The organism is Vitreoscilla sp. C1, from assembly GCF_002951955.2.
GTDB classification, from domain to species: Bacteria; Pseudomonadota; Gammaproteobacteria; order Burkholderiales; family Neisseriaceae; genus Vitreoscilla; species Vitreoscilla stercoraria.
In genome coordinates, this window is the sequence record NZ_CP019644.2 from 2552226 (window position 1) to 2571516 (window position 19291).

Annotated in this window: 15 protein-coding genes and 4 tRNA genes; 17 read left to right on the forward strand and 2 right to left on the reverse strand. The window is 44.4% G+C overall.

The window, feature by feature from the left end; genetic code table 11:
- The first annotated feature begins 3 nt into the window (after positions 1-3).
- Positions 4-2118: an ATP-binding protein gene (locus ADP71_RS12560; protein WP_019959266.1), complete on the forward strand. Its 2115-nt coding sequence runs from the start codon at positions 4-6 to the stop codon at positions 2116-2118.
- Positions 2118-3368 carry a sigma-54-dependent transcriptional regulator gene (locus ADP71_RS12565; RefSeq protein WP_171461197.1) on the forward strand — a complete coding sequence of 417 codons (1251 nt, stop codon included), beginning with the start codon at positions 2118-2120 and terminating at the stop codon, positions 3366-3368. Before ADP71_RS12560 ends, ADP71_RS12565 begins: the two co-directional genes overlap by 1 nt.
- Positions 3369-3383: 15 nt before the next feature.
- On the opposite strand, the gene ADP71_RS12570 is transcribed toward ADP71_RS12565, so the two are convergent.
- Positions 3384-4226: an IS3 family transposase gene (locus ADP71_RS12570; protein ID WP_104931415.1), complete on the reverse strand. Its 843-nt coding sequence runs from the start codon at positions 4224-4226 to the stop codon at positions 3384-3386.
- Positions 4202-4516 carry a transposase gene (locus ADP71_RS12575; RefSeq protein ID WP_104931416.1) on the reverse strand — a complete coding sequence of 105 codons (315 nt, stop codon included), beginning with the start codon at positions 4514-4516 and terminating at the stop codon, positions 4202-4204. The genes ADP71_RS12570 and ADP71_RS12575 overlap by 25 nt, the downstream gene beginning before the upstream one ends.
- 147 nt (positions 4517-4663) lie before the next feature.
- On the opposite strand from ADP71_RS12575, the gene rsmD reads away from it, so the two are divergent.
- The 15 genes from rsmD (at position 4664) to rpoC (ending at position 19260) form a co-directional block, all read left to right on the forward strand.
- Positions 4664-5230: a 16S rRNA (guanine(966)-N(2))-methyltransferase RsmD gene (gene rsmD / locus ADP71_RS12580; RefSeq protein WP_026353679.1), complete on the forward strand. Its 567-nt coding sequence runs from the start codon at positions 4664-4666 to the stop codon at positions 5228-5230.
- Positions 5231-5313: 83 nt separating this feature from the next.
- A complete protein-coding gene (locus ADP71_RS12585; RefSeq protein ID WP_019959269.1) occupies positions 5314-5568 on the forward strand; it encodes a YfhL family 4Fe-4S dicluster ferredoxin in 255 nt (84 codons plus the stop codon).
- A gap of 98 nt (positions 5569-5666) precedes the next feature.
- Positions 5667-5750 (forward strand) — tRNA-Tyr (locus tag ADP71_RS12590).
- 31 nt (positions 5751-5781) lie between these two features.
- A tRNA-Gly gene (locus tag ADP71_RS12595) sits at positions 5782-5855 on the forward strand.
- Between the two features lie 19 nt (positions 5856-5874).
- Positions 5875-5949: transfer RNA gene (locus tag ADP71_RS12600), tRNA-Thr, on the forward strand.
- Positions 5950-6031: 82 nt separating this feature from the next.
- Positions 6032-7222: an elongation factor Tu gene (tuf, locus tag ADP71_RS12605; protein ID WP_058305387.1), complete on the forward strand. Its 1191-nt coding sequence runs from the start codon at positions 6032-6034 to the stop codon at positions 7220-7222.
- Between the two features lie 13 nt (positions 7223-7235).
- Positions 7236-7311, forward strand: a tRNA-Trp gene (locus ADP71_RS12610).
- A gap of 62 nt (positions 7312-7373) precedes the next feature.
- The gene (secE, locus tag ADP71_RS12615) at positions 7374-7814 is read left to right on the forward strand and encodes a preprotein translocase subunit SecE (RefSeq protein WP_019959470.1); all 441 of its coding nucleotides are present in this window, start codon (positions 7374-7376) and stop codon (positions 7812-7814) included.
- Between the two features lie 2 nt (positions 7815-7816).
- Positions 7817-8350, forward strand: coding sequence for a transcription termination/antitermination protein NusG (nusG, locus tag ADP71_RS12620; RefSeq protein WP_104932336.1), 534 nt, complete (start codon positions 7817-7819; stop codon positions 8348-8350).
- A 112-nt stretch (positions 8351-8462) separates the two neighbouring features.
- Positions 8463-8894, forward strand: a complete 432-nt coding sequence (rplK, locus tag ADP71_RS12625) for a 50S ribosomal protein L11 (RefSeq protein WP_019959472.1) — start codon at positions 8463-8465, stop codon at positions 8892-8894.
- Positions 8895-9587 (forward strand): 50S ribosomal protein L1, encoded by a 693-nt coding sequence (gene rplA, locus ADP71_RS12630; RefSeq protein WP_019959473.1) that lies wholly within the window; start codon positions 8895-8897, stop codon positions 9585-9587.
- Between the two features lie 234 nt (positions 9588-9821).
- The gene (gene rplJ, locus ADP71_RS12635) at positions 9822-10322 is read left to right on the forward strand and encodes a 50S ribosomal protein L10 (protein WP_019959474.1); all 501 of its coding nucleotides are present in this window, start codon (positions 9822-9824) and stop codon (positions 10320-10322) included.
- Positions 10323-10368: 46 nt separating this feature from the next.
- Complete coding sequence (rplL, locus tag ADP71_RS12640; RefSeq protein ID WP_019959475.1) at positions 10369-10737, forward strand: 50S ribosomal protein L7/L12; 369 nt, start codon at positions 10369-10371, stop codon at positions 10735-10737.
- Between the two features lie 142 nt (positions 10738-10879).
- On the forward strand, positions 10880-15052 hold the full coding sequence (gene rpoB / locus ADP71_RS12645; protein WP_104932337.1) for a DNA-directed RNA polymerase subunit beta: 4173 nt from the start codon (positions 10880-10882) through the stop codon (positions 15050-15052).
- 53 nt (positions 15053-15105) lie between these two features.
- Positions 15106-19260, forward strand: a complete 4155-nt coding sequence (gene rpoC, locus ADP71_RS12650; protein ID WP_171461198.1) for a DNA-directed RNA polymerase subunit beta' — start codon at positions 15106-15108, stop codon at positions 19258-19260.
- The last annotated feature ends 31 nt before the right edge of the window (positions 19261-19291 follow it).

Sequence of the window (19291 nt, forward strand, 5' to 3'; positions counted from 1 at the left end):
TTTGTGCGTTTATTTGTCATTGCTGTGGCAATTATTACGATGTTGCTGTTGTACATGTTGGCATTGGCAACAGGGCATGCTTCGATTTTTTCCGACTATTTTTGGTGGATTTTCGGGTTCAATGCTCTTGCTTTGGGCATGTTGTTGTTTTCGGTAGGCAGACAAGTTTGGCAGTTGTGGCGAGATGGACGCAAGCGTGTATTTGGTGCGCGTATTGCCAAAAGATTGACCATGATGTTTGCCATTGTTGCCATATTACCGGGTTTGTTTTTGTTTGGTGTATCGGCACAGTTCATTCGCCATAGTATTGATTCTTGGTTTGGCAATGAAACGGAAGTGGCATTAGAACGCAGCCTGAATTTGAGCAAAGTTGCACTGAATGGTAGCGTAGAGGATGCTTTGCGTGATGCTGTGCCGTTGCAAATTGAAATGGCTAGAGCGCTGGTTTTTCATGATGATGTTGCATTGGCGTTATCAGGTCGCTTACAGCGAGGTGGATATCGACAATTGGCTTTATGGGATCAAGAAAATAAAAAATTTGTAGAAAAAGTAGGCGGTGGTGGGCAGTTTGATTGGCCTGAATTGACACAACAAGATTGGCAGCGTTTGCACAAAGATGGCTCGATTGGTAATTTAGAATCGGTACAAAATACTTTATATATCAATGGCTGGCTAATGATTCCACAGGTGGACGAAAGCAATGTTATTTTGTTTTTTCGTAAGCCCGTTCCTGAGTCTATTGCGCAAGATGCGGTGTTAATTGAAGCTGCTCGCGCAAAATATGCTGAATTGAGTTATGCCAAACAAGGTTTGCAAGCTTTTTTTGTGATGACGTTGTTGATGGCAACGGTGTTGGCAATCAGTTTGGCATTGTTGCTTGCGGTTTATTTTTCGAGACGTTTTGTCGCGCCTTTGTCTGCTTTGGCCGATGGGACACGGGCGGTGGCGCAAGGTGACTTTAGTCAAAAAAGTCCTGTTTTGCGTACCGATGAGATGGGTATTTTGAGTAGTTTATTCAATCGCATGACAGAGCAATTGGATGTTGCCAAACAACAGGCAGAAAAAAATCGCCATCAGCAAGAAGTTGCTAGGGCTTACTTGGAGCAGGTATTGGCAAGTTTAAGTACGGGCGTTATCTCATTGAATGCCAATGGTTATTTGCGTACTTATAATGACAGTGCAGAACAAATTCTTGGCATGGATTTGATGGCTGCAGAAACATTGCCTGTAGAACAATGGGGACAGCTGGGTACGCAATGGGGCGTATTAGCGAAAATCATTGAAGAAACGTGTCTGAAAATGGGCGATACAGCACCATTGCAAATGGACTATATTGGCGTGGATCAGGCACAAATTTTGCTCGTTAAGGCCGCTCCAATTATCTATGAAGATATGTCGCATACCGTGATTATTTTTGATGATGTGACCGATTTGGTGAGTGCCCAAAAAGAGGCTGCATGGGGTGAGGTGGCTAAGCGATTGGCGCATGAAATTCGCAATCCATTAACACCTATTCAATTATCAGCCGAACGGTTGGCATGGAAACTTCAAGACAAATTGTCTGAAGACGATGCCCGTATTTTGGTGCGTTCTACGGATACGATTGTGAAGCAAGTGGCTGCTTTAAAAGAAATGGTTGAAGCCTTTCGAAATTATGCGCGTTCGCCTTCTTTACGGCCTGTAAAACAAGATTTGCGCCAAGTGGTCAATGAAGTTTTGGTGTTGTATGAAGGTTCTATTTGTAATTTTCAGGCGGATTTGGGTAATATACCGTTAATGGTGCGCATTGATACGGCATTGATGCGCCAAGTACTGCACAATATCTTTAAGAATGCAGCAGAAGCAGCAGAGCTTGCAGAGCGTCCGCAAGTTGACATTATTGCATGGTCGAATGAGCAAACCGTCACGTTGACAGTGGCGAATAATGGCCAGAGTTTTCAGCCAGCTATTTTGGCGAAAGCATTTGAGCCTTATATTACTGATAAGAAAAACGGAACTGGGTTGGGGTTGGCAGTGGTGAAAAAAATCATTGATGACCACCAAGGTAAAATTACCTTAGCCAATCAAGAATCCGGCGGCGCAATCATACGAATCATATTGCCAAAAATGGAGGAATAATGCGCAGTACAGATATCTTAATTGTTGATGATGAGGTGGGAATACGAGACCTTTTGTCTGAAATTTTACAGGACGAGGGGTATACCGTTGCAGAAGCAGAAGATGCGGAAGCGGCTCGTCAACTGCGCAATCAAACCAGACCTGCGATGGTTTTACTCGATATTTGGATGCCAGATTGTGATGGCATTACTTTATTGAAAGAGTGGGCGCAATCGGGTCAGTTGAATATGCCTGTCATTATGATGAGTGGACACGCTAGCATTGATACTGCTGTAGAAGCGACTAAAATTGGTGCTTTGGATTTCTTGGAAAAACCGATTGCTTTGCAAAAACTGTTGACCACAGTGCAACGTGCTTTGAAATATGGCCAAATGCAACAAGCCAGCACTTTGACTTTGGAGAAGTTGGGCAATAGTGTTGCGATGGATGAATTAAGTACCCAGTTGATTAAAGTTCAAAAAGGCAAGTTTCCGTTATTATTAACGGGTGAAAAAGGCTCACCTTTTGAACTGGTGGCCAGAACTTTGTTAAATAATGGTTCACCTTGGGTGACACCTGCCAAACCTGAGCAATTGATAGACAATGGTTTAGAGTTGCTGCAAAAAGCACAAAATGGTGTTTTGTATTTGGGTGATGTGTCGCAGTTGCCATTGGCCGCCCAGCGTGCAGTGGTTGGTTTATTGCAAAAAACAGAGCAATATCCAGCACGTGTCGTGGCTTATTGCAGTCGTCCTTTGGAAGAGATGTTGACTCAGTCTGAGTACGAATCTGACTTAATCAATGGTTTTGCTAACTCAATGGTGGCAGTACCAGCTTTGCGTGAGCAAGCAGATGATTTGGTGTCCATCATTAACCATTTGTTGGCAGAGTTGATTGAAAATCGCCAGATTCCAATGGTGAAGTTTACCGTACAAGCCCAAAATGCTTTGCGTCAATATGATTGGCCGGGCAATTTAGAGCAACTCAAAAGCGTCCTGAAAAGCTTGGCGTTGAATGCAGAGCATGGTGCAGTAGATGCACCACAAGTTACGGCTTTGTTGTCGCAATTTAAACAAACTCAAGCCAACCATATTTCAGGCGGCTTTAATTTTGATTTGCCTTTGCGTGAGTTGCGAGAGGAGCTGGAAAAGCGTTATTTTGAGTACCATATTACCCAAGAAAATGGCAATATGAGTCGAGTGGCGCAGCGAGTGGGTTTGGAAAGAACGCATTTGTATCGTAAGCTCAAACAGTTGGGTGTAATGACCTAGCACTTTCTGCACAAGTCACAAGCTTAATCGATAGACTTCAGTAGGAGTTTTCATACCCAATGCCTGATGAGGTCTTCGTTCATTGTAAAACTGTATCCAATCGCTCAATACACGATTGGCATGTTGCAAACTCTCAAAGCGGTAGCGATGAACGCATTGCTCTTTAATGGTGCGAATCAATCTTTCCACCATGCCGTTTTGCTGTGGGCAATGCGGTGTGATGAATTCTTGCTGCAAACCATAACTGCTCACCAACGCAGTATATTTGCGACTGGTAAACACCAAACCATTGTCTGAACGCAATAAGAAACGTTCAGGCACCTTGCCCAAACAGCGAAAGCGGCTGATCAAAGCGTGTTCCAATGCACTCACAGCCGTACTGGCTTTACCAGTTTTGGAAAGTTGCCAGCCCAATAATTCACGGGTATGGCAATCCATTACCAAAGCCAGACTGAGCCAACCATCTTTACCACCCCAAACCCGACACAAATCTGTAGACCAACGTTGATTTGGCTCCTGTGCTTTGGATGGCACCGCTTGAATCCGAGGTCTGCGACCGACTGAGCGTTTACGTACTTGCCAACCTTTGAGCTGAAACACACGTTGGACAGTGTTTTTATTCATACTCAGCAAAGCAGCAACCGTCCTGTAACCAAATGATGGTTGTTCTTCAATCAATTGTTTAATCGGTTCTGAATAGCATTCTTTTACCACTGGCTGTTTGCGATGTGGTCGGTAATACACTGAACGACGAGCCACACCAAACCAAGCACACAAGCGGCTGATGCTGACGTGAACACCATCAGATGCAAACTGTTCATGCAAACGCCAAATCAGTTCTCGTCCCGCTCCAACCATTCCTCCAACTTTTTTCGCGCACGCAGCTCCAACATCGCTTCACCATAAGCGGCCTGTAATTGGTGAATTTGCTTTTCGTATTGCTGACGCACATCACGAGGTTTGGCTCGCAAAGCGTTTTCCATACCTTCTTTAGCTTGATCAACCCAGCTTTCCAATTCAGATGGCGTTAAATCAAATTGCCGAGAAGCTTCGGCTACCGTGGTCTTACCTTGGATGATTTCCAATACCAATGCACTCTTGCGTTTGGCACTCCAACGTTTGTTTTCATCACTCATTTGGCTACTCATTTTAGTATCTCCTAGATGGAATAATACCTGAGCAGAAATTTAGTGGGTCATTACATGGGCGTGCAATTTTCCAAACGTCAGGCAGAAAAAACTGAGTAATATTGATTGAAACGGCTGCCTTTGGGCAGCTTTGTATTTTTAAAGACCATGAAACACAATAAAGCACACACACAACAAGTTCGTATTATTGGTGGTACGCATCGCCGTCGCATTGTTCATTTTAATGAGGCCGAAGGTTTGCGCCCTACGCCCGATCGAGTGCGTGAGCAAGTGTTCAATTGGCTTGGGCAGCGATTGCATGGTTTGCGTGTGTTGGATGTGTTCGGTGGCAGTGGCGTGATGGCATTTGAAGCAGCTTCGCGCGGTGCTGAGCATGTGGATGTGGTGGAGTTAAATCGTCAGAGTGCTCAAGTGATGCGAGAGAATGTGCGTCAATTGCAATTGGAACATGTGTTTGTTCACCATCAGGATGCATTGCGATTTTTACAGGCCGCTTCTAAGCCTTACGATGTCATCTTCTTAGATCCGCCTTACCGTTGGCAAGATTGGGGATTGGTTTGGGCGGATTTAATCAAATTGTCGCATGAAGACAGTATGATTTACATTGAAGCTTCACAACTGCCAGAGTTGCCTTCGCAATTGGTTTGGCATAAGCAAGGTTCTGCAGGGCAGAGTCATTATGGTTTGGCCATGCTGCAAAGCATTGATTTATAATTGCCAACAGGCAAAATATTTGCCAATATGCATCGAAGCTGTAACAATGTCGGGTTTATAACGCTTGATTATAGGTAACAGAAATGTCTTTGCTTATTACCGATGAGTGCATTAATTGCGATGTGTGTGAGCCAGAGTGCCCCAATGATGCGATTTACCAAGGTGATGAAATTTACGAGATTCATCCGCATTTGTGTACACAGTGCGTAGGTCATTATGATGAGCCGCAATGCCAACAAGTTTGTCCAGTAGACTGTATTTTGATTGATGAAGAAAAACCTGAGACTCAAGCAGAGCTGCAAGACAAATACGAAAAGTTGCAAGAAGCTAAAAAATAATCATCATAAAAACAAGTTGTTAATCAATTAAACGGAAAAACACTGAAAATTAATGTTGACGGGCTGTGAGAATCATCTTAATATTCAGCCTCTCTTGTGGAGGGATTCCCGAGCGGCCAAAGGGGGGAGACTGTAAATCTCTTGCGAAAGCTTCGAAGGTTCGAATCCTTCTCCCTCCACCACAAGATTTGCAGTAGCGGTTGGGGTTGTAGCGCGGGTGTAGCTCAATGGTAGAGCAGAAGCCTTCCAAGCTTATGGTGAGGGTTCGATTCCCTTCACCCGCTCCAAACGAAACACAATAGTTAGGCCCATGTAGCTCAGGGGTAGAGCACTCCCTTGGTAAGGGAGAGGCCGGCAGTTCGAATCTGCCCATGGGCACCAAAATATTAGCAACACCAAATTTTTTGTGGTTTTGTTTATCTGATTTATTTTGCAACAAACAAAATAGGACTTAGGAATAGCCATGGCTAAAGAAAAATTCGAGCGGAGCAAACCGCACGTAAACGTTGGCACCATTGGTCACGTTGACCATGGTAAAACTACTTTGACTGCTGCTTTGTGCACAGTATTGTCTAAAGCATTTGGTGGTGCTGCTAAAGCTTACGATCAAATCGACAACGCGCCTGAAGAAAAAGCACGTGGTATTACCATTAATACTTCACACGTTGAATACGAAACTGAAACTCGTCACTACGCTCACGTAGACTGTCCAGGTCACGCCGACTATGTTAAAAACATGATTACTGGCGCGGCTCAAATGGATGGCGCGATTTTGGTATGTTCAGCAGCTGATGGTCCTATGCCACAAACTCGTGAACACATCTTGTTGGGTCGTCAAGTAGGCGTGCCTTACATCTTGGTATTCATGAACAAATGTGACATGGTTGACGACGAAGAGTTGTTGGAATTGGTTGAGATGGAAATCCGTGACTTGTTGTCAAGCTACGACTTCCCAGGCGACGACTGCCCAATCATCAAAGGTTCTGCATTGAAAGCCTTGGAAGGCGACCAATCAGCAATCGGCGAACCAGCAATCTTGGAATTGGCTGCAGCTTTGGATTCTTACATCCCTACTCCAGAACGTGCTGTTGACAAACCATTCTTGTTGCCAATCGAAGACGTGTTCTCTATTTCTGGTCGTGGTACTGTTGTGACTGGTCGTATCGAGCGCGGTATCGTTAAAGTTGGTGAAGAGATCGAAATCGTTGGTTTGAAAGACACTGTTAAAACAACTTGTACGGGCGTTGAGATGTTCCGTAAATTGTTGGACGAAGGTCAAGCTGGCGACAACGTAGGTGTATTGTTGCGTGGTACTAAACGTGAAGACGTTGAGCGTGGTCAAGTATTGGCTAAGCCAGGTACTATCAAACCTCACACTACATTTACTGCTGAAGTTTACGTATTGTCTAAAGAAGAGGGTGGCCGTCATACTCCATTCTTCGCTAACTACCGTCCACAGTTCTACTTCCGTACAACTGACGTAACTGGTGCAGTTACTTTGGGTGAAGGTGTGGAAATGGTTATGCCAGGTGAAAACGTGTCAATCACTGTTGAATTGATTGCACCTATCGCTATGGAAGATGGTTTGCGCTTCGCGATTCGTGAAGGTGGTCGTACCGTTGGTGCTGGTGTTGTAGCATCTGTAATCAAATAACGACATAGTTTCAAGGCCAATGGCTCAATTGGTAGAGCATCGGTCTCCAAAACCGAGGGTTGGGGGTTCGAGTCCCTCTTGGCCTGCCATATCAAGACTAATCGGCCTGTAAAGGTTGGTTAGTCTTTTTTTTATTGTTAGAAAGTGCTTTATGGATAACCAAAATCAACCTGAAAAGGTTGTTAAGCGTTCTAAGGCAGAGTTGAAAGCTCAAGCTCAGGCTGAAGTGCAAAAAAACAAAACAGTTGATATGGTTAAAATTATAGCTGCTTTGTTGGTTGTGGTTGCTTCTGTTTGGGCTTATTATGCTTTGCCGCAATTGAATGTGTATGTGCGTGGCTTGATTACAGCTGCGGGTGTTGCAATTGCTGTAGCAATCGTATTTTTTGCAACTCATTTAGGTAAGCGTTTGGTAGCTTATGTAAAGGGTGCATTTGTAGAATTAAACAAAGTGGTATGGCCTGAGCGTCCTGAAGCGATGCGTACGACTTTGTATGTGGTGGCATTTGTTGCTACTTTGGCGGGTTTTATGTGGATGGCCGATTCGTTGATCGCATGGGTTTTCTATGACTTGCTATTGAAAAGAGGTTAATCATGGCTAAAAAATGGTATGTAGTGCATGCGTACTCTGGTTTTGAGAAAAATGTTCAAAAGACCTTAAAAGAGCGCATTGAGCGCGAAAGCATGCAAGATTATTTTGGTCAAATTTTGGTGCCTGTCGAAGAAGTGGTTGACATCAAAAATGGCAAACGTTCATTAAGCGAGCGTAAGTTTTTCCCAGGCTATGTATTGGTTGAGATGGAAATGACCGATGACTCATGGCATTTGGTGAAATCAACACCGCGTGTTTCTGGCTTTATCGGTGGTACAGCTAACCGACCTTTGCCAATTACGCAGCGTGAAGTTGATGCAATTATGCAACAAATCCAAACTGGCGGTGAAAAACCAAAACCTAAAGTTGAGTTTGATGTGGGTCAGCGTATCCGTGTCAATGATGGCCCATTTGCTGACTTTAATGGCGTTGTAGACGAAGTGAACTACGAGCGTAACAAGTTAAAAGTATCAGTACAAATTTTTGGTCGTGAAACACCAGTTGAGTTGGATTTCACTCAAGTTGAAAAAGTATAAGTTATTTAAGAGCTTGTGCTTGCAAACTAAAAATACAGGGTCTATAATAGTAGACCTTGTTTTTTTTGGGGAGCGGAACCTTCCGCGATTGACCCACTAACGGAGAATAAACGTGGCAAAAAAAGTAATTGGCTACATTAAGCTACAAATCCCGGCTGGTAAAGCCAACCCATCACCACCAGTAGGCCCTGCTTTGGGTCAACGTGGTTTGAACATTATGGAATTCTGTAAAGCGTTCAATGCCCAAACTCAAGGCATGGAACCAGGTTTGCCAACACCAGTAGTGATTACTGCGTATGCTGACAAATCATTTACATTTGTATTGAAAACACCTCCTGCATCAGTTTTGTTGCGTAAAGCAGCTGGCTTGCAAAAAGGTTCTGCAAATCCTTTGACCAACAAAGTGGGTAAAATCACTCGTGCACAAGTTGAAGAAATTGCAAAAACCAAAGCCCCTGATTTGACAGGTGCTGACTTGGACGCTTCTGTACGCATTATTGCAGGTACAGCTCGTTCAATGGGTATCGAAGTGGAGGGCGTGTAAATGGCTAAGATCTCTAAACGTTTAGAAGCTTTGCGCGCTGGTGTAGACAGCAACAAATTGTACGCAATCGATGAAGCGATTGTGGCAGTTAAAGCTGCAGCTACTGCTAAATTTGACGAATCTGTTGACGTTGCGATTAACTTGGGTGTTGACCCTCGTAAATCTGACCAAGTGGTTCGTGGCGCAGTTGTATTGCCTAAAGGTACTGGTAAAACCACTCGCGTAGCGGTTTTCACTCAAGGTGCTAATGCTGATGCTGCTCGTGAAGCGGGTGCTGACATCGTTGGTATGGAAGAGTTGGCTGATGAAGTTAAAAAAGGCAACTTGAACTTTGACGTTGTGATTGCTTCTCCAGATGCAATGCGTATCGTTGGTCAATTGGGTACTATCTTGGGCCCACGTGGCTTGATGCCTAACCCTAAAGTAGGTACTGTGACTCCTAACGTTGCTGAAGCAGTTAAAAATGCTAAAGCAGGTCAAGTTCAATACCGTACTGACAAAGCTGGTATCATTCATGCAACTATCGGTCGTGCTTCTTTTGCTGAAGCTGATTTGCGTGAAAACTTCAATGCGTTGTTGGAAGCTTTGGTAAAAGCAAAACCTGCTGCTGCCAAAGGCCAATACGTTAAAAAAATTGCCGTTTCAAGCACTATGGGCTTGGGCGTGCGTGTTGATACTTCTAGTACCAACTAATTGATTTAGGGCGTCCTGTAACTTGTTACAGATTTACAGGACGCTTTATTGGGCTACTTATTTAAGTAGATGTCCAAGACCGTAGGGATTCGCAAGAATTTAAATATTGCCCTACGCAGACGGTAGTCCCGAAAACGATTTTCTTACAAACGCTGTTTGTAAAATGTCTTTTTCTTGGTTGCCGAGCTGGGGAAGCACTTCGGTGTTTCGATTATTAACAGTGGGAGGTAGACCTTGAGTCTCAATATTGAAGCCAAAAAAGCCACCGTTGAAGGCATTGCTGCAGGTATTGCAAATGCTCAAACTTTGGTGATTGCTGAATATCGCGGTATCAGTGTTTCCAATTTGACCGAATTGCGTGCGAATGCGCGTAAAGAGGGCGTGTACTTACACGTATTGAAAAACACTTTGGTACGCCGTGCGGTTGAAGGTACTTCTTTTGCAGCTTTAGCAGATCAAATGGTTGGTCCATTGATCTACTCTGCATCTGAAGACGCTGTTGCTGCTGCTAAAGTATTACATCAGTTCTCTAAAAAAGACGACAAAATTGTTGTTAAAGCTGGTGTGTACAATGGTGATTTGTTAGATGCTGCACAAGTAGCCGAATTAGCTTCTATTCCTTCGCAAGAAGAATTGTTGGCTAAATTGTTGGGTGTTATGCAAGCGCCAGTTTCTGGCTTTGCTCGCGCCTTGGCTGCTTTGGCTGCAAAAAATGCAGAAACCGAAGCCGCGTAATTTACATTTGATTTATTTGATTTTTGATTTTTAGGAGTTTAATAGCATGGCTATTACTAAAGAAGACATTTTAGAAGCAGTTGCTGGTTTGACCGTTATGGAATTGAACGACTTGGTTAAAGCGTTCGAAGAAAAATTTGGCGTTTCTGCTGCTGCTTTGGCAGTTGCTGGTGGTGGCGCTGCTGCTGCTGCAGTTGAAGAAAAAACTGAATTTGACGTTGTATTGACTGCTGCTGGCGACCAAAAAGTTGGCGTGATCAAAGTGGTTCGTGCAATTACTGGTTTGGGCTTGAAAGAAGCTAAAGACTTGGTAGATGGCGCTCCTAAAACTGTTAAAGAAGGCGTTTCTCAAGCTGAAGCTGACGACATCGCTAAACAATTGACTGAAGCTGGTGCTAAAGTCGAAATCAAATAATTTTTATTTGATTGATGGGCTGGCAGTTTTTACTGCCGGCCTTATTTCGCTTGTTGCATAGGGTTATTAATACTGGGCATTCTGGCGAAGTGTTTAGTCTTAACAGCCTGCCAAAAACCTCCCAATTATTGGAGTTTCTTACATGAGTTACTCATTCACTGAGAAAAAACGCATCCGAAAAAGCTTTGCCAAACGTGAAAATGTTTTAGATTTTCCGTTTTTGCTTGCTACTCAATTGGATTCTTACGCATCATTTTTGCAGTTGAATACGCCATTTGACCAACGTAAAGAAGATGGTTTACAGGCCGCCTTCACGTCTATTTTCCCAATTATCAGCCACAATACACATGCGCGCTTAGAGTTTGTACATTACATCTTGGGCGAGCCTGCATTTGATATTCAAGAATGTCAAATGCGTGGTATTACGTATGCAGCACCTTTGCGTGCACGCATTCGTTTGGTGATTATGGATCGTGAAGCTTCTAAACCAACGGTTAAAGAAGTTCGTGAAAATGAAGTTTACATGGGTGAAATCCCATTGATGACACCAAGTGGTTCATTTGTCATTAATGGTACTGAGCGCGTTATCGTGTCTCAGTTACACCGTTCTCCTGGCGTGTTCTTTGAACATGACCGTGGTAAAACCCATTCGTCTGGTAAATTGTTGTTCTCAGCTCGCATCATTCCTTACCGTGGTTCATGGTTGGATTTTGAGTTTGATCCAAAAGATTTGTTGTATTTCCGTATTGACCGTCGCCGTAAAATGCCAGTGACCATCTTGTTGAAAGCATTGGGTTACGATGCTGAAGCGATTTTGAACATGTTCTACGATAAAGACGTGTTTCATTTGAGCGAAGATGGCATTGAGCAAGAGTTGGTATTGAGCCGCCTGAAAGGCGAAGTTGCCAAAATCGATGTCATGGACAAAGATGGCAATTTAATCGTTGCCAAAGGCAAACGCTTTACTGCGAAATCTGTACGCGATTTAAGCAATGCTGGTATCAATCGTTTGACGGTGGATTTTGACAGCTTGATTGGCAAAGTATTGGCCAAAGATGTCATCACACCATTGACTGGTGAAGTTTTGGCCAGTGCGAATGAGGAATTGACCGAAGAAGTTTTGGCTCAATTGCAAATTCACGAAATCAAACGAATTGAAACTTTGTTCATCAACGAGTTAGATCAAGGTGGTTACATTGCTAATACCTTGCGTGTTGATGAAGTAGAAACTCGCTTGCAAGCACGTGTGGCTATTTACCGCATGATGCGTCCTGGTGAGCCACCTACCGAAGATGCTGTTGAACAATTGTTCAATCGCTTGTTCTTCAGTGGCGACAGCTATGATTTGTCACGCGTGGGTCGTATGAAGTTCAACACCCGTACTTACGAACACAAATTGGATGAAAAATCTCCAAATTGGTACCGTAGTATGATTGAAGAATTGTCTGCATTGACTGATGGCAAAAATTTTGTATTGACCAATGAAGACATCATCATTTCGATTGCGACTTTGGTTGAATTGCGCAATGGTCATGGCGAAGTGGACGATATTGACCACTTGGGTAACCGTCGTGTTCGTTCAGTAGGTGAATTGGCTGAAAACCAATTCCGTTCAGGCTTAGCGCGTGTTGAGCGTGCTGTAAAAGAGCGTTTGAACCAAGCTGAATCAGACAACTTGATGCCACACGACTTGATCAATGCCAAACCTGTTTCTGCGGCAATCAAAGAATTTTTTGGTTCTAGCCAATTGTCTCAGTTCATGGACCAAACCAACCCATTGTCTGAAGTGACACACAAACGTCGTGTTTCTGCTTTGGGCCCCGGCGGTTTGACACGTGAACGTGCAGGTTTTGAAGTACGTGACGTACATCCAACACATTACGGCCGTGTGTGTCCGATTGAAACACCAGAGGGTCCAAACATTGGTTTGATCAACTCTTTGTCTGTTTATGCTCGTACCAATGAATATGGCTTCTTGGAAACACCTTACCGCCGTGTTATTGATGGCAAAGTGACCGATCAAATCGATTACTTGTCTGCTATTGAAGAAGGTCGCTATGTGATTGCACAGGCGAATGCTGAATTGAATGCAGAAGGCGCTTTGATTGATGATTTGGTGACTTGTCGTGAAAAAGGTGACACCATTTTGGCTACGCCAGACCGTGTTCAATACATGGACGTGGCGACAGGTCAGGTGGTATCGGTAGCTGCTTCATTGATTCCATTCTTGGAGCATGATGACGCCAACCGTGCATTGATGGGTGCCAACATGCAACGTCAAGCGGTTCCTTGTTTGCGTGCGGATAAACCGTTGGTAGGTACTGGTATTGAGCGCTCTGTAGCGGTGGATTCTGCAACTGCGGTTGTGGCACGTCGTGGCGGTGTGGTTGAGTCTGTGGACGCAAGCCGTGTCGTGATTCGTGTACATGACGAAGAAGCGATTGCTGGTGAAGTGGGTGTGGATATCTACAACTTGGTGAAATACACCCGTTCTAACCAATCAACCAATATCAACCAACGTCCTGTAGTGAGCAAAGGTGATATCTTGGCTCGTGGTGACGTGGTCGCTGACGGTGCATCGACTGACTTGGGTGAATTGGCTTTGGGTCAAAACATGACCATCGCCTTCATGCCTTGGAATGGTTACAACTACGAAGACTCGATTTTGATTTCTGAGCGTGTTGTGGCGGAAGACCGTTACACCACCATTCATATTGAAGAATTGAACGTTGTAGCGCGTGATACCAAATTGGGTGCTGAAGAAATCACTCGCGACATTCCGAACTTGTCTGAACGCATGCAAAACCGTTTGGATGATGCAGGTATTGTGTACATCGGTGCTGAAGTGGAAGCTGGTGACGTTTTGGTGGGTAAAGTAACCCCTAAAGGCGAAACCCAGTTAACACCAGAAGAAAAATTGTTGCGTGCGATTTTCGGTGAAAAAGCCTCTGATGTTAAAGACACGTCATTGCGTATGCCAACAGGTATGAGCGGTACGGTGATTGACGTTCAAGTATTCACTCGTGAAGGCATTGAGCGTGACAAACGTGCACAATCGATTATCGATTCTGAGTTGAAACCTTACCGTAAAGACTTGAACGACCAAATTCGTATTTTCAATAACGATGCTTTTGATCGTATTGAACGCATGATTGTGGGTCAAGAAGCCAATGGCGGTCCAATGCGTTTGGTGAAAGGTACCAAAATTACCAAAGAATATTTGTTGGTGATTGAGAACAAACATGAATGGTTCGATATCCGTTTGGCTGATGAAAACTTGGCGAAACAATTGGAATTGACCAAACACAGTTTGGCGCAGAAGTATGAAGAAGCCGATGCCATGTATGAAGTCAAAAAGAAAAAATTGACTCAAGGCGACGAATTGCAACCTGGCGTACAAAAAATGGTGAAAGTATTCATCGCCATCAAACGTCGTTTGCAAGCGGGTGACAAAATGGCTGGTCGTCACGGTAACAAAGGTGTGGTATCTCGCATCTTGCCTGTGGAAGACATGCCATACATGGCCGACGGTCGTACGGTGGACATCGTATTGAACCCATTGGGCGTACCATCGCGTATGAACATTGGTCAGATTTTGGAAGTGCATTTGGGTTGGGCTGCCAAAGGTATTGGTGAGCGTGTGAACAAGATGTTGGTAGAACAACGCGAAGTGGCCGAATTGCGCGCCTTCTTCGATAAGTTGTACAACACCAGCGGCAAGAAAGAGCAATTGGATGAATTCACCGATGCTGAAATCTTGAACTTGGCAAAACACTTGCGTCGCGGTATGACGTTTGCTTCTCCTGTATTTGATGGTGCTGATGAAGCTGAAATCAAAGAGATGTTGGAATTGGCTTATCCAAGCGAAGATCCTGATATGCAAAAATTGGGCTTCAATGCAACCAAAACTCAAGTGACTTTGTACGATGGTCGTACGGGTGAAGCATTTGACCGTCATGTAACCGTTGGTGTGATGCATTACTTGAAATTGCATCACTTGGTTGACGAAAAAATGCATGCTCGTTCTACTGGTCCTTACAGCTTGGTGACACAACAACCATTGGGCGGTAAAGCACAATTCGGTGGTCAGCGTTTCGGTGAGATGGAGGTTTGGGCATTGGAAGCTTACGGTGCTGCTTATACCTTGCAAGAAATGTTGACTGTGAAGTCAGATGACGTGGTGGGTCGTACGAAGATGTATGAAAACATCGTTAAAGGCGAACACAAAATTGATGCAGGCATGCCTGAGTCATTCAATGTGTTGGTTAAAGAGATCCGCTCATTGGGCTTGGACATCGATTTAGAGCGTTACTAATTGTGCCTAACGGGTTTCAGGACGCCTGAAGCCCGTCAACAACTGGAGCTAAAATGAAAGCTTTGTTAGATTTATTTAACCCCTTGCAAGGTGCAGGTGCGGATGATGAATTTGATGCCATCAAAATCGGCATTGCATCACCAGAAACCATTCGCTCTTGGTCTTACGGTGAAGTTAAAAAACCTGAAACCATCAACTATCGTACGTTCAAACCTGAACGTGATGGTTTATTCTGTGCCAAAATTTTTGGCCCAGTTAAAGATTATGAATGTTTGTGCGGTAAATACAAACGCTTGAAATTCAAAGGTGTGACCTGCGAAAAATGTGGCGTAGAAGTGACTTTGTCTAAAGTGCGTCGTGAGCGCATGGGTCACATTGAATTGGCGTCACCTGTTGCACACATTTGGTTCTTGAAATCATTGCCATCTCGTTTGGGCATGGTTTTGGACATGACTTTGCGTGATATCGAACGCATTTTGTATTTTGAAGCATTTGTGGTAACCGATCCTGGCTTAACTTCTTTGCAACGCCGTCAATTGTTGACTGAAGAAGATTATTACGAGCATTTGGACGAATACGGCGAAGAATTTGAAGCGAAAATGGGTGCCGAAGGTGTGCGCGAATTGTTGCGCACTTTGGACATCGAAAACGAAATTCAAGTTTTGCGTCAAGAGTTGGAATCAACTGGCTCTGATACCAAAATCAAAAAAATTGCAAAACGTTTGAAAGTATTGGAAGCCTTCCAACGCTCAGGTATGAAACTTGAGTGGATGATTATGGATGTGTTGCCAGTATTGCCACCTGATTTGCGTCCATTGGTACCGTTGGATGGTGGTCGTTTTGCCACTTCTGACTTGAATGATTTGTACCGTCGTGTGATTAACCGTAACAACCGTTTGAAACGTTTGTTGGAGTTGCGCGCGCCAGACATCATCGTTCGCAATGAAAAACGTATGTTGCAAGAAGCAGTGGATTCGTTGTTAGACAACGGCCGTCGCGGTAAAGCGATGACTGGTGCGAACAAACGCCCATTGAAATCATTGGCTGACATGATCAAAGGTAAGGGCGGTCGTTTCCGTCAGAACTTGCTGGGTAAACGTGTGGACTATTCAGGCCGCTCTGTGATTACCGTAGGTCCTTACTTGCGTTTGCACCAATGTGGTTTGCCTAAAAAAATGGCATTGGAATTGTTCAAACCAGTCATTTTCCACAAATTGGAAAAATTGGAATTGGCCAACTCCATCAAACAAGCCAAAAAATTGGTAGAACAAGAAGTGCCAGAAGTTTGGGACATCTTGGAAGACGTGATTCGCGAACATCCAATCATGTTGAACCGTGCGCCTACCTTGCACCGTTTGGGTATTCAAGCGTTTGAACCGATTTTGATTGAAGGCAAAGCCATTCAATTGCACCCGCTCGTTTGTGCGGCATTTAACGCCGACTTTGACGGTGACCAAATGGCGGTTCACGTACCATTGTCTTTGGAAGCGCAACAAGAAGCGCGTACATTGATGTTGGCGTCAAACAACGTGTTGTCTCCAGCCAATGGTGAGCCAATTATCGTACCTTCTCAAGACATCGTCTTGGGTCTGTATTACATGACGCGTGACAAAATCAATGGCAAAGGCGAAGGCACTTTGTTCGCGGATGTCAAAGAAGTACAACGTGCATACGAAACCCGCCAAGTTGAATTGGCAACCAAATGTACAGTACGTTTGACCGAATATGTGAAAAACGAACAAGGTGGTTACGATGCTGTAAGACGTCGTTATGAAACCACTGTGGGTCGCGCCATTTTGTCTACTTTGTTACCTAAAGGCTTGGCATTTGAACACATTAACAAAGCATTGAAAAAGAAAGAAATTTCTAAATTAATCAATGTGTCGTTTCGTGTGTGCGGCTTGCGTGATACGGTGATTTTTGCTGACCACTTGATGTACACAGGTTATGCATATTCTACTCGTGGTGGTATTTCGATTTGTGTGGACGACATGGAAGTGCCGGCTGCAAAAGTAACTTTGTTGGCAGAAGCTCAAGGCGAAGTGAAGGAAATCGAAGAACAATACCGTCAAGGTTTGGTAACCAATGGCGAACGCTATAATAAAGTGGTCGACATTTGGGGTCGTACAGGCGATAAGATTGCCAAAGCGATGATGGACAATTTGTCTGTGGACAAAGTCATTGACCGTGATGGTAACGAAGTTGACCAAGAATCATTCAACTCAATTTACATGATGGCTGACTCTGGTGCCCGTGGTTCGGCAGCACAGATCAAACAGTTGTCAGGTATGCGTGGTTTGATGGCAAAACCTGATGGTTCGATCATTGAAACACCAATTACGTCTAACTTCCGTGAAGGCTTGACGGTATTGCAATACTTTATTTCAACACACGGTGCGCGTAAAGGTTTGGCGGATACGGCGTTGAAAACAGCGAACTCAGGTTACTTGACACGTCGTTTGGTTGACGTGACCCAAGACTTGGTGGTGATTGAGGACGATTGTGGTACCACTGACGGCTTTGTCATGAAAGCAGTTGTACAAGGTGGTGACGTGATTGAGCCGTTGCGCGATCGTATCTTGGGCCGTGTGACTGCAGAAGATGTGGTTGACCCTAATACCAATACAACGATTGTTGAAGCTGGCACTATCTTGTCTGAAGCTTTGGTGAACTTGATTGACAATTCTGGTGCGGATGAAGTTAAAGTTCGTACACCAATTACTTGTAAAACACGTTATGGCTTGTGTGCTCAATGTTACGGTCGTGACTTGGCGCGTGGTAAGTTGGTTAATACAGGTGAAGCAGTTGGTGTGATTGCTGCTCAATCGATTGGTGAGCCTGGTACTCAGTTGACGATGCGTACGTTCCATATTGGTGGTGCTGCGTCTCGAGCTGCTGCGGCAACTCAAGTTGAATCTAAATCTAACGGTACGGCACGTTTCTCTAGCCAAATGCGTTATGTAACCAACAACAAAGGCGAATTGATTGTCATCGGTCGTTCTTGTGAAGTGGTGATTCATGACGATGTGGGTCGTGAGCGTGAACGTCATAAAGTGCCTTACGGTTCTACTTTGATGGTACGTGATGGTGAGACGATTGTTGCAGGTCAAGTATTGGCAACATGGGATCCGCATACCCGTCCAATGATTACCGAACATGCAGGTCGCGTTCGCTTTGAAAACATCGAAGAAGGTGTGACTGTTGCCAAACAAACTGACGAAGTGACTGGTTTGTCTACTTTGGTGGTGATTGATGGTAAACGTCGCGGTTCACAAGCGCGAGTATTGCGTCCAGCGGTTCGTTTGTTGGATGAAAATGGTGAAGAAATTCGTGCTGCAGGTTCTGATACACCTGTGACGATGGCATTCCCAATCGGTGCGATTATTACGGTGCGTGAAGGTCAAGAAGTGGGTAAGGGTGAAGTATTGGCTCGTATTCCTCAAGCTTCTACCAAAACTCGTGACATTACCGGTGGTTTGCCTCGTGTAGCTGAATTGTTCGAGGCTCGTACACCAAAAGACGCGGGTATGTTGGCGGAAGTGACTGGTACGGTTTCGTTCGGTAAAGAAACCAAAGGCAAACAACGTTTGGTGATTACCGATGTTGATGGCATCGTGGTTGAAACTTTAATCTCGAAAGAGAAACAAGTTTTGGTGCATGACGGTCAAGTTGTAAATCGCGGTGAGGTGATTGTGGATGGTGCGGTTGACCCACACGACATCTTGCGTTTGCAAGGCATTGAAGCTTTGGCGCGCTATATCATTCAAGAAGTGCAAGAAGTTTACCGCTTACAAGGCGTGAAGATTTCTGACAAACACATTGAAGTGATCATCCGTCAAATGTTGCGTCGTGTGAACATTGCTGATTCAGGCGAAACTCAGTTCATTACTGGTGAACAAGTTGAGCGTGCGGAAGTGATGATTGCCAACGAAAAAATGGCGGCAGAAGGCAAACAACCTGCACGCATTGAAAACATTTTGTTGGGTATTACCAAAGCATCGTTGTCGACTGATTCGTTCATTTCTGCAGCTTCGTTCCAAGAGACTACTCGTGTCTTGACTGAAGCGGCGATTATGGGCAAACGTGATGATTTGCGTGGCTTGAAAGAAAACGTGATTGTGGGTCGTTTGATTCCTGCAGGTACGGGTTTGCATTACCATCGCAAGCGTCGTCAAAACAATCCATTGCCTGAAACTTCAGCAGAATAATCTGTTTTAAGTTTGAGCATTATGCAAAGCG

What these genes read in the sequence shown, in the direction of transcription:
- rplA (WP_019959473.1), top strand. Translation starts at nt 8,895, where the DNA reads ATGGCTAAGATCTCTAAACGTTTAGAAGCTTTGCGCGCTGGTGTAGAC.
- ADP71_RS12565 (WP_171461197.1), top strand. Translation starts at nt 2,118, where the DNA reads ATGCGCAGTACAGATATCTTAATTGTTGATGATGAGGTGGGAATACGA.
- rpoC (WP_171461198.1), top strand. Translation starts at nt 15,106, where the DNA reads ATGAAAGCTTTGTTAGATTTATTTAACCCCTTGCAAGGTGCAGGTGCG.
- ADP71_RS12570 (WP_104931415.1), bottom strand. Translation starts at nt 4,226, where the DNA reads ATGGTTGGAGCGGGACGAGAACTGATTTGGCGTTTGCATGAACAGTTT.
- ADP71_RS12585 (WP_019959269.1), top strand. Translation starts at nt 5,314, where the DNA reads ATGTCTTTGCTTATTACCGATGAGTGCATTAATTGCGATGTGTGTGAG.
- ADP71_RS12575 (WP_104931416.1), bottom strand. Translation starts at nt 4,516, where the DNA reads ATGAGTAGCCAAATGAGTGATGAAAACAAACGTTGGAGTGCCAAACGC.
- tuf (WP_058305387.1), top strand. Translation starts at nt 6,032, where the DNA reads ATGGCTAAAGAAAAATTCGAGCGGAGCAAACCGCACGTAAACGTTGGC.
- nusG (WP_104932336.1), top strand. Translation starts at nt 7,817, where the DNA reads ATGGCTAAAAAATGGTATGTAGTGCATGCGTACTCTGGTTTTGAGAAA.
- secE (WP_019959470.1), top strand. Translation starts at nt 7,374, where the DNA reads ATGGATAACCAAAATCAACCTGAAAAGGTTGTTAAGCGTTCTAAGGCA.
- rsmD (WP_026353679.1), top strand. Translation starts at nt 4,664, where the DNA reads ATGAAACACAATAAAGCACACACACAACAAGTTCGTATTATTGGTGGT.
- rplL (WP_019959475.1), top strand. Translation starts at nt 10,369, where the DNA reads ATGGCTATTACTAAAGAAGACATTTTAGAAGCAGTTGCTGGTTTGACC.
- rpoB (WP_104932337.1), top strand. Translation starts at nt 10,880, where the DNA reads ATGAGTTACTCATTCACTGAGAAAAAACGCATCCGAAAAAGCTTTGCC.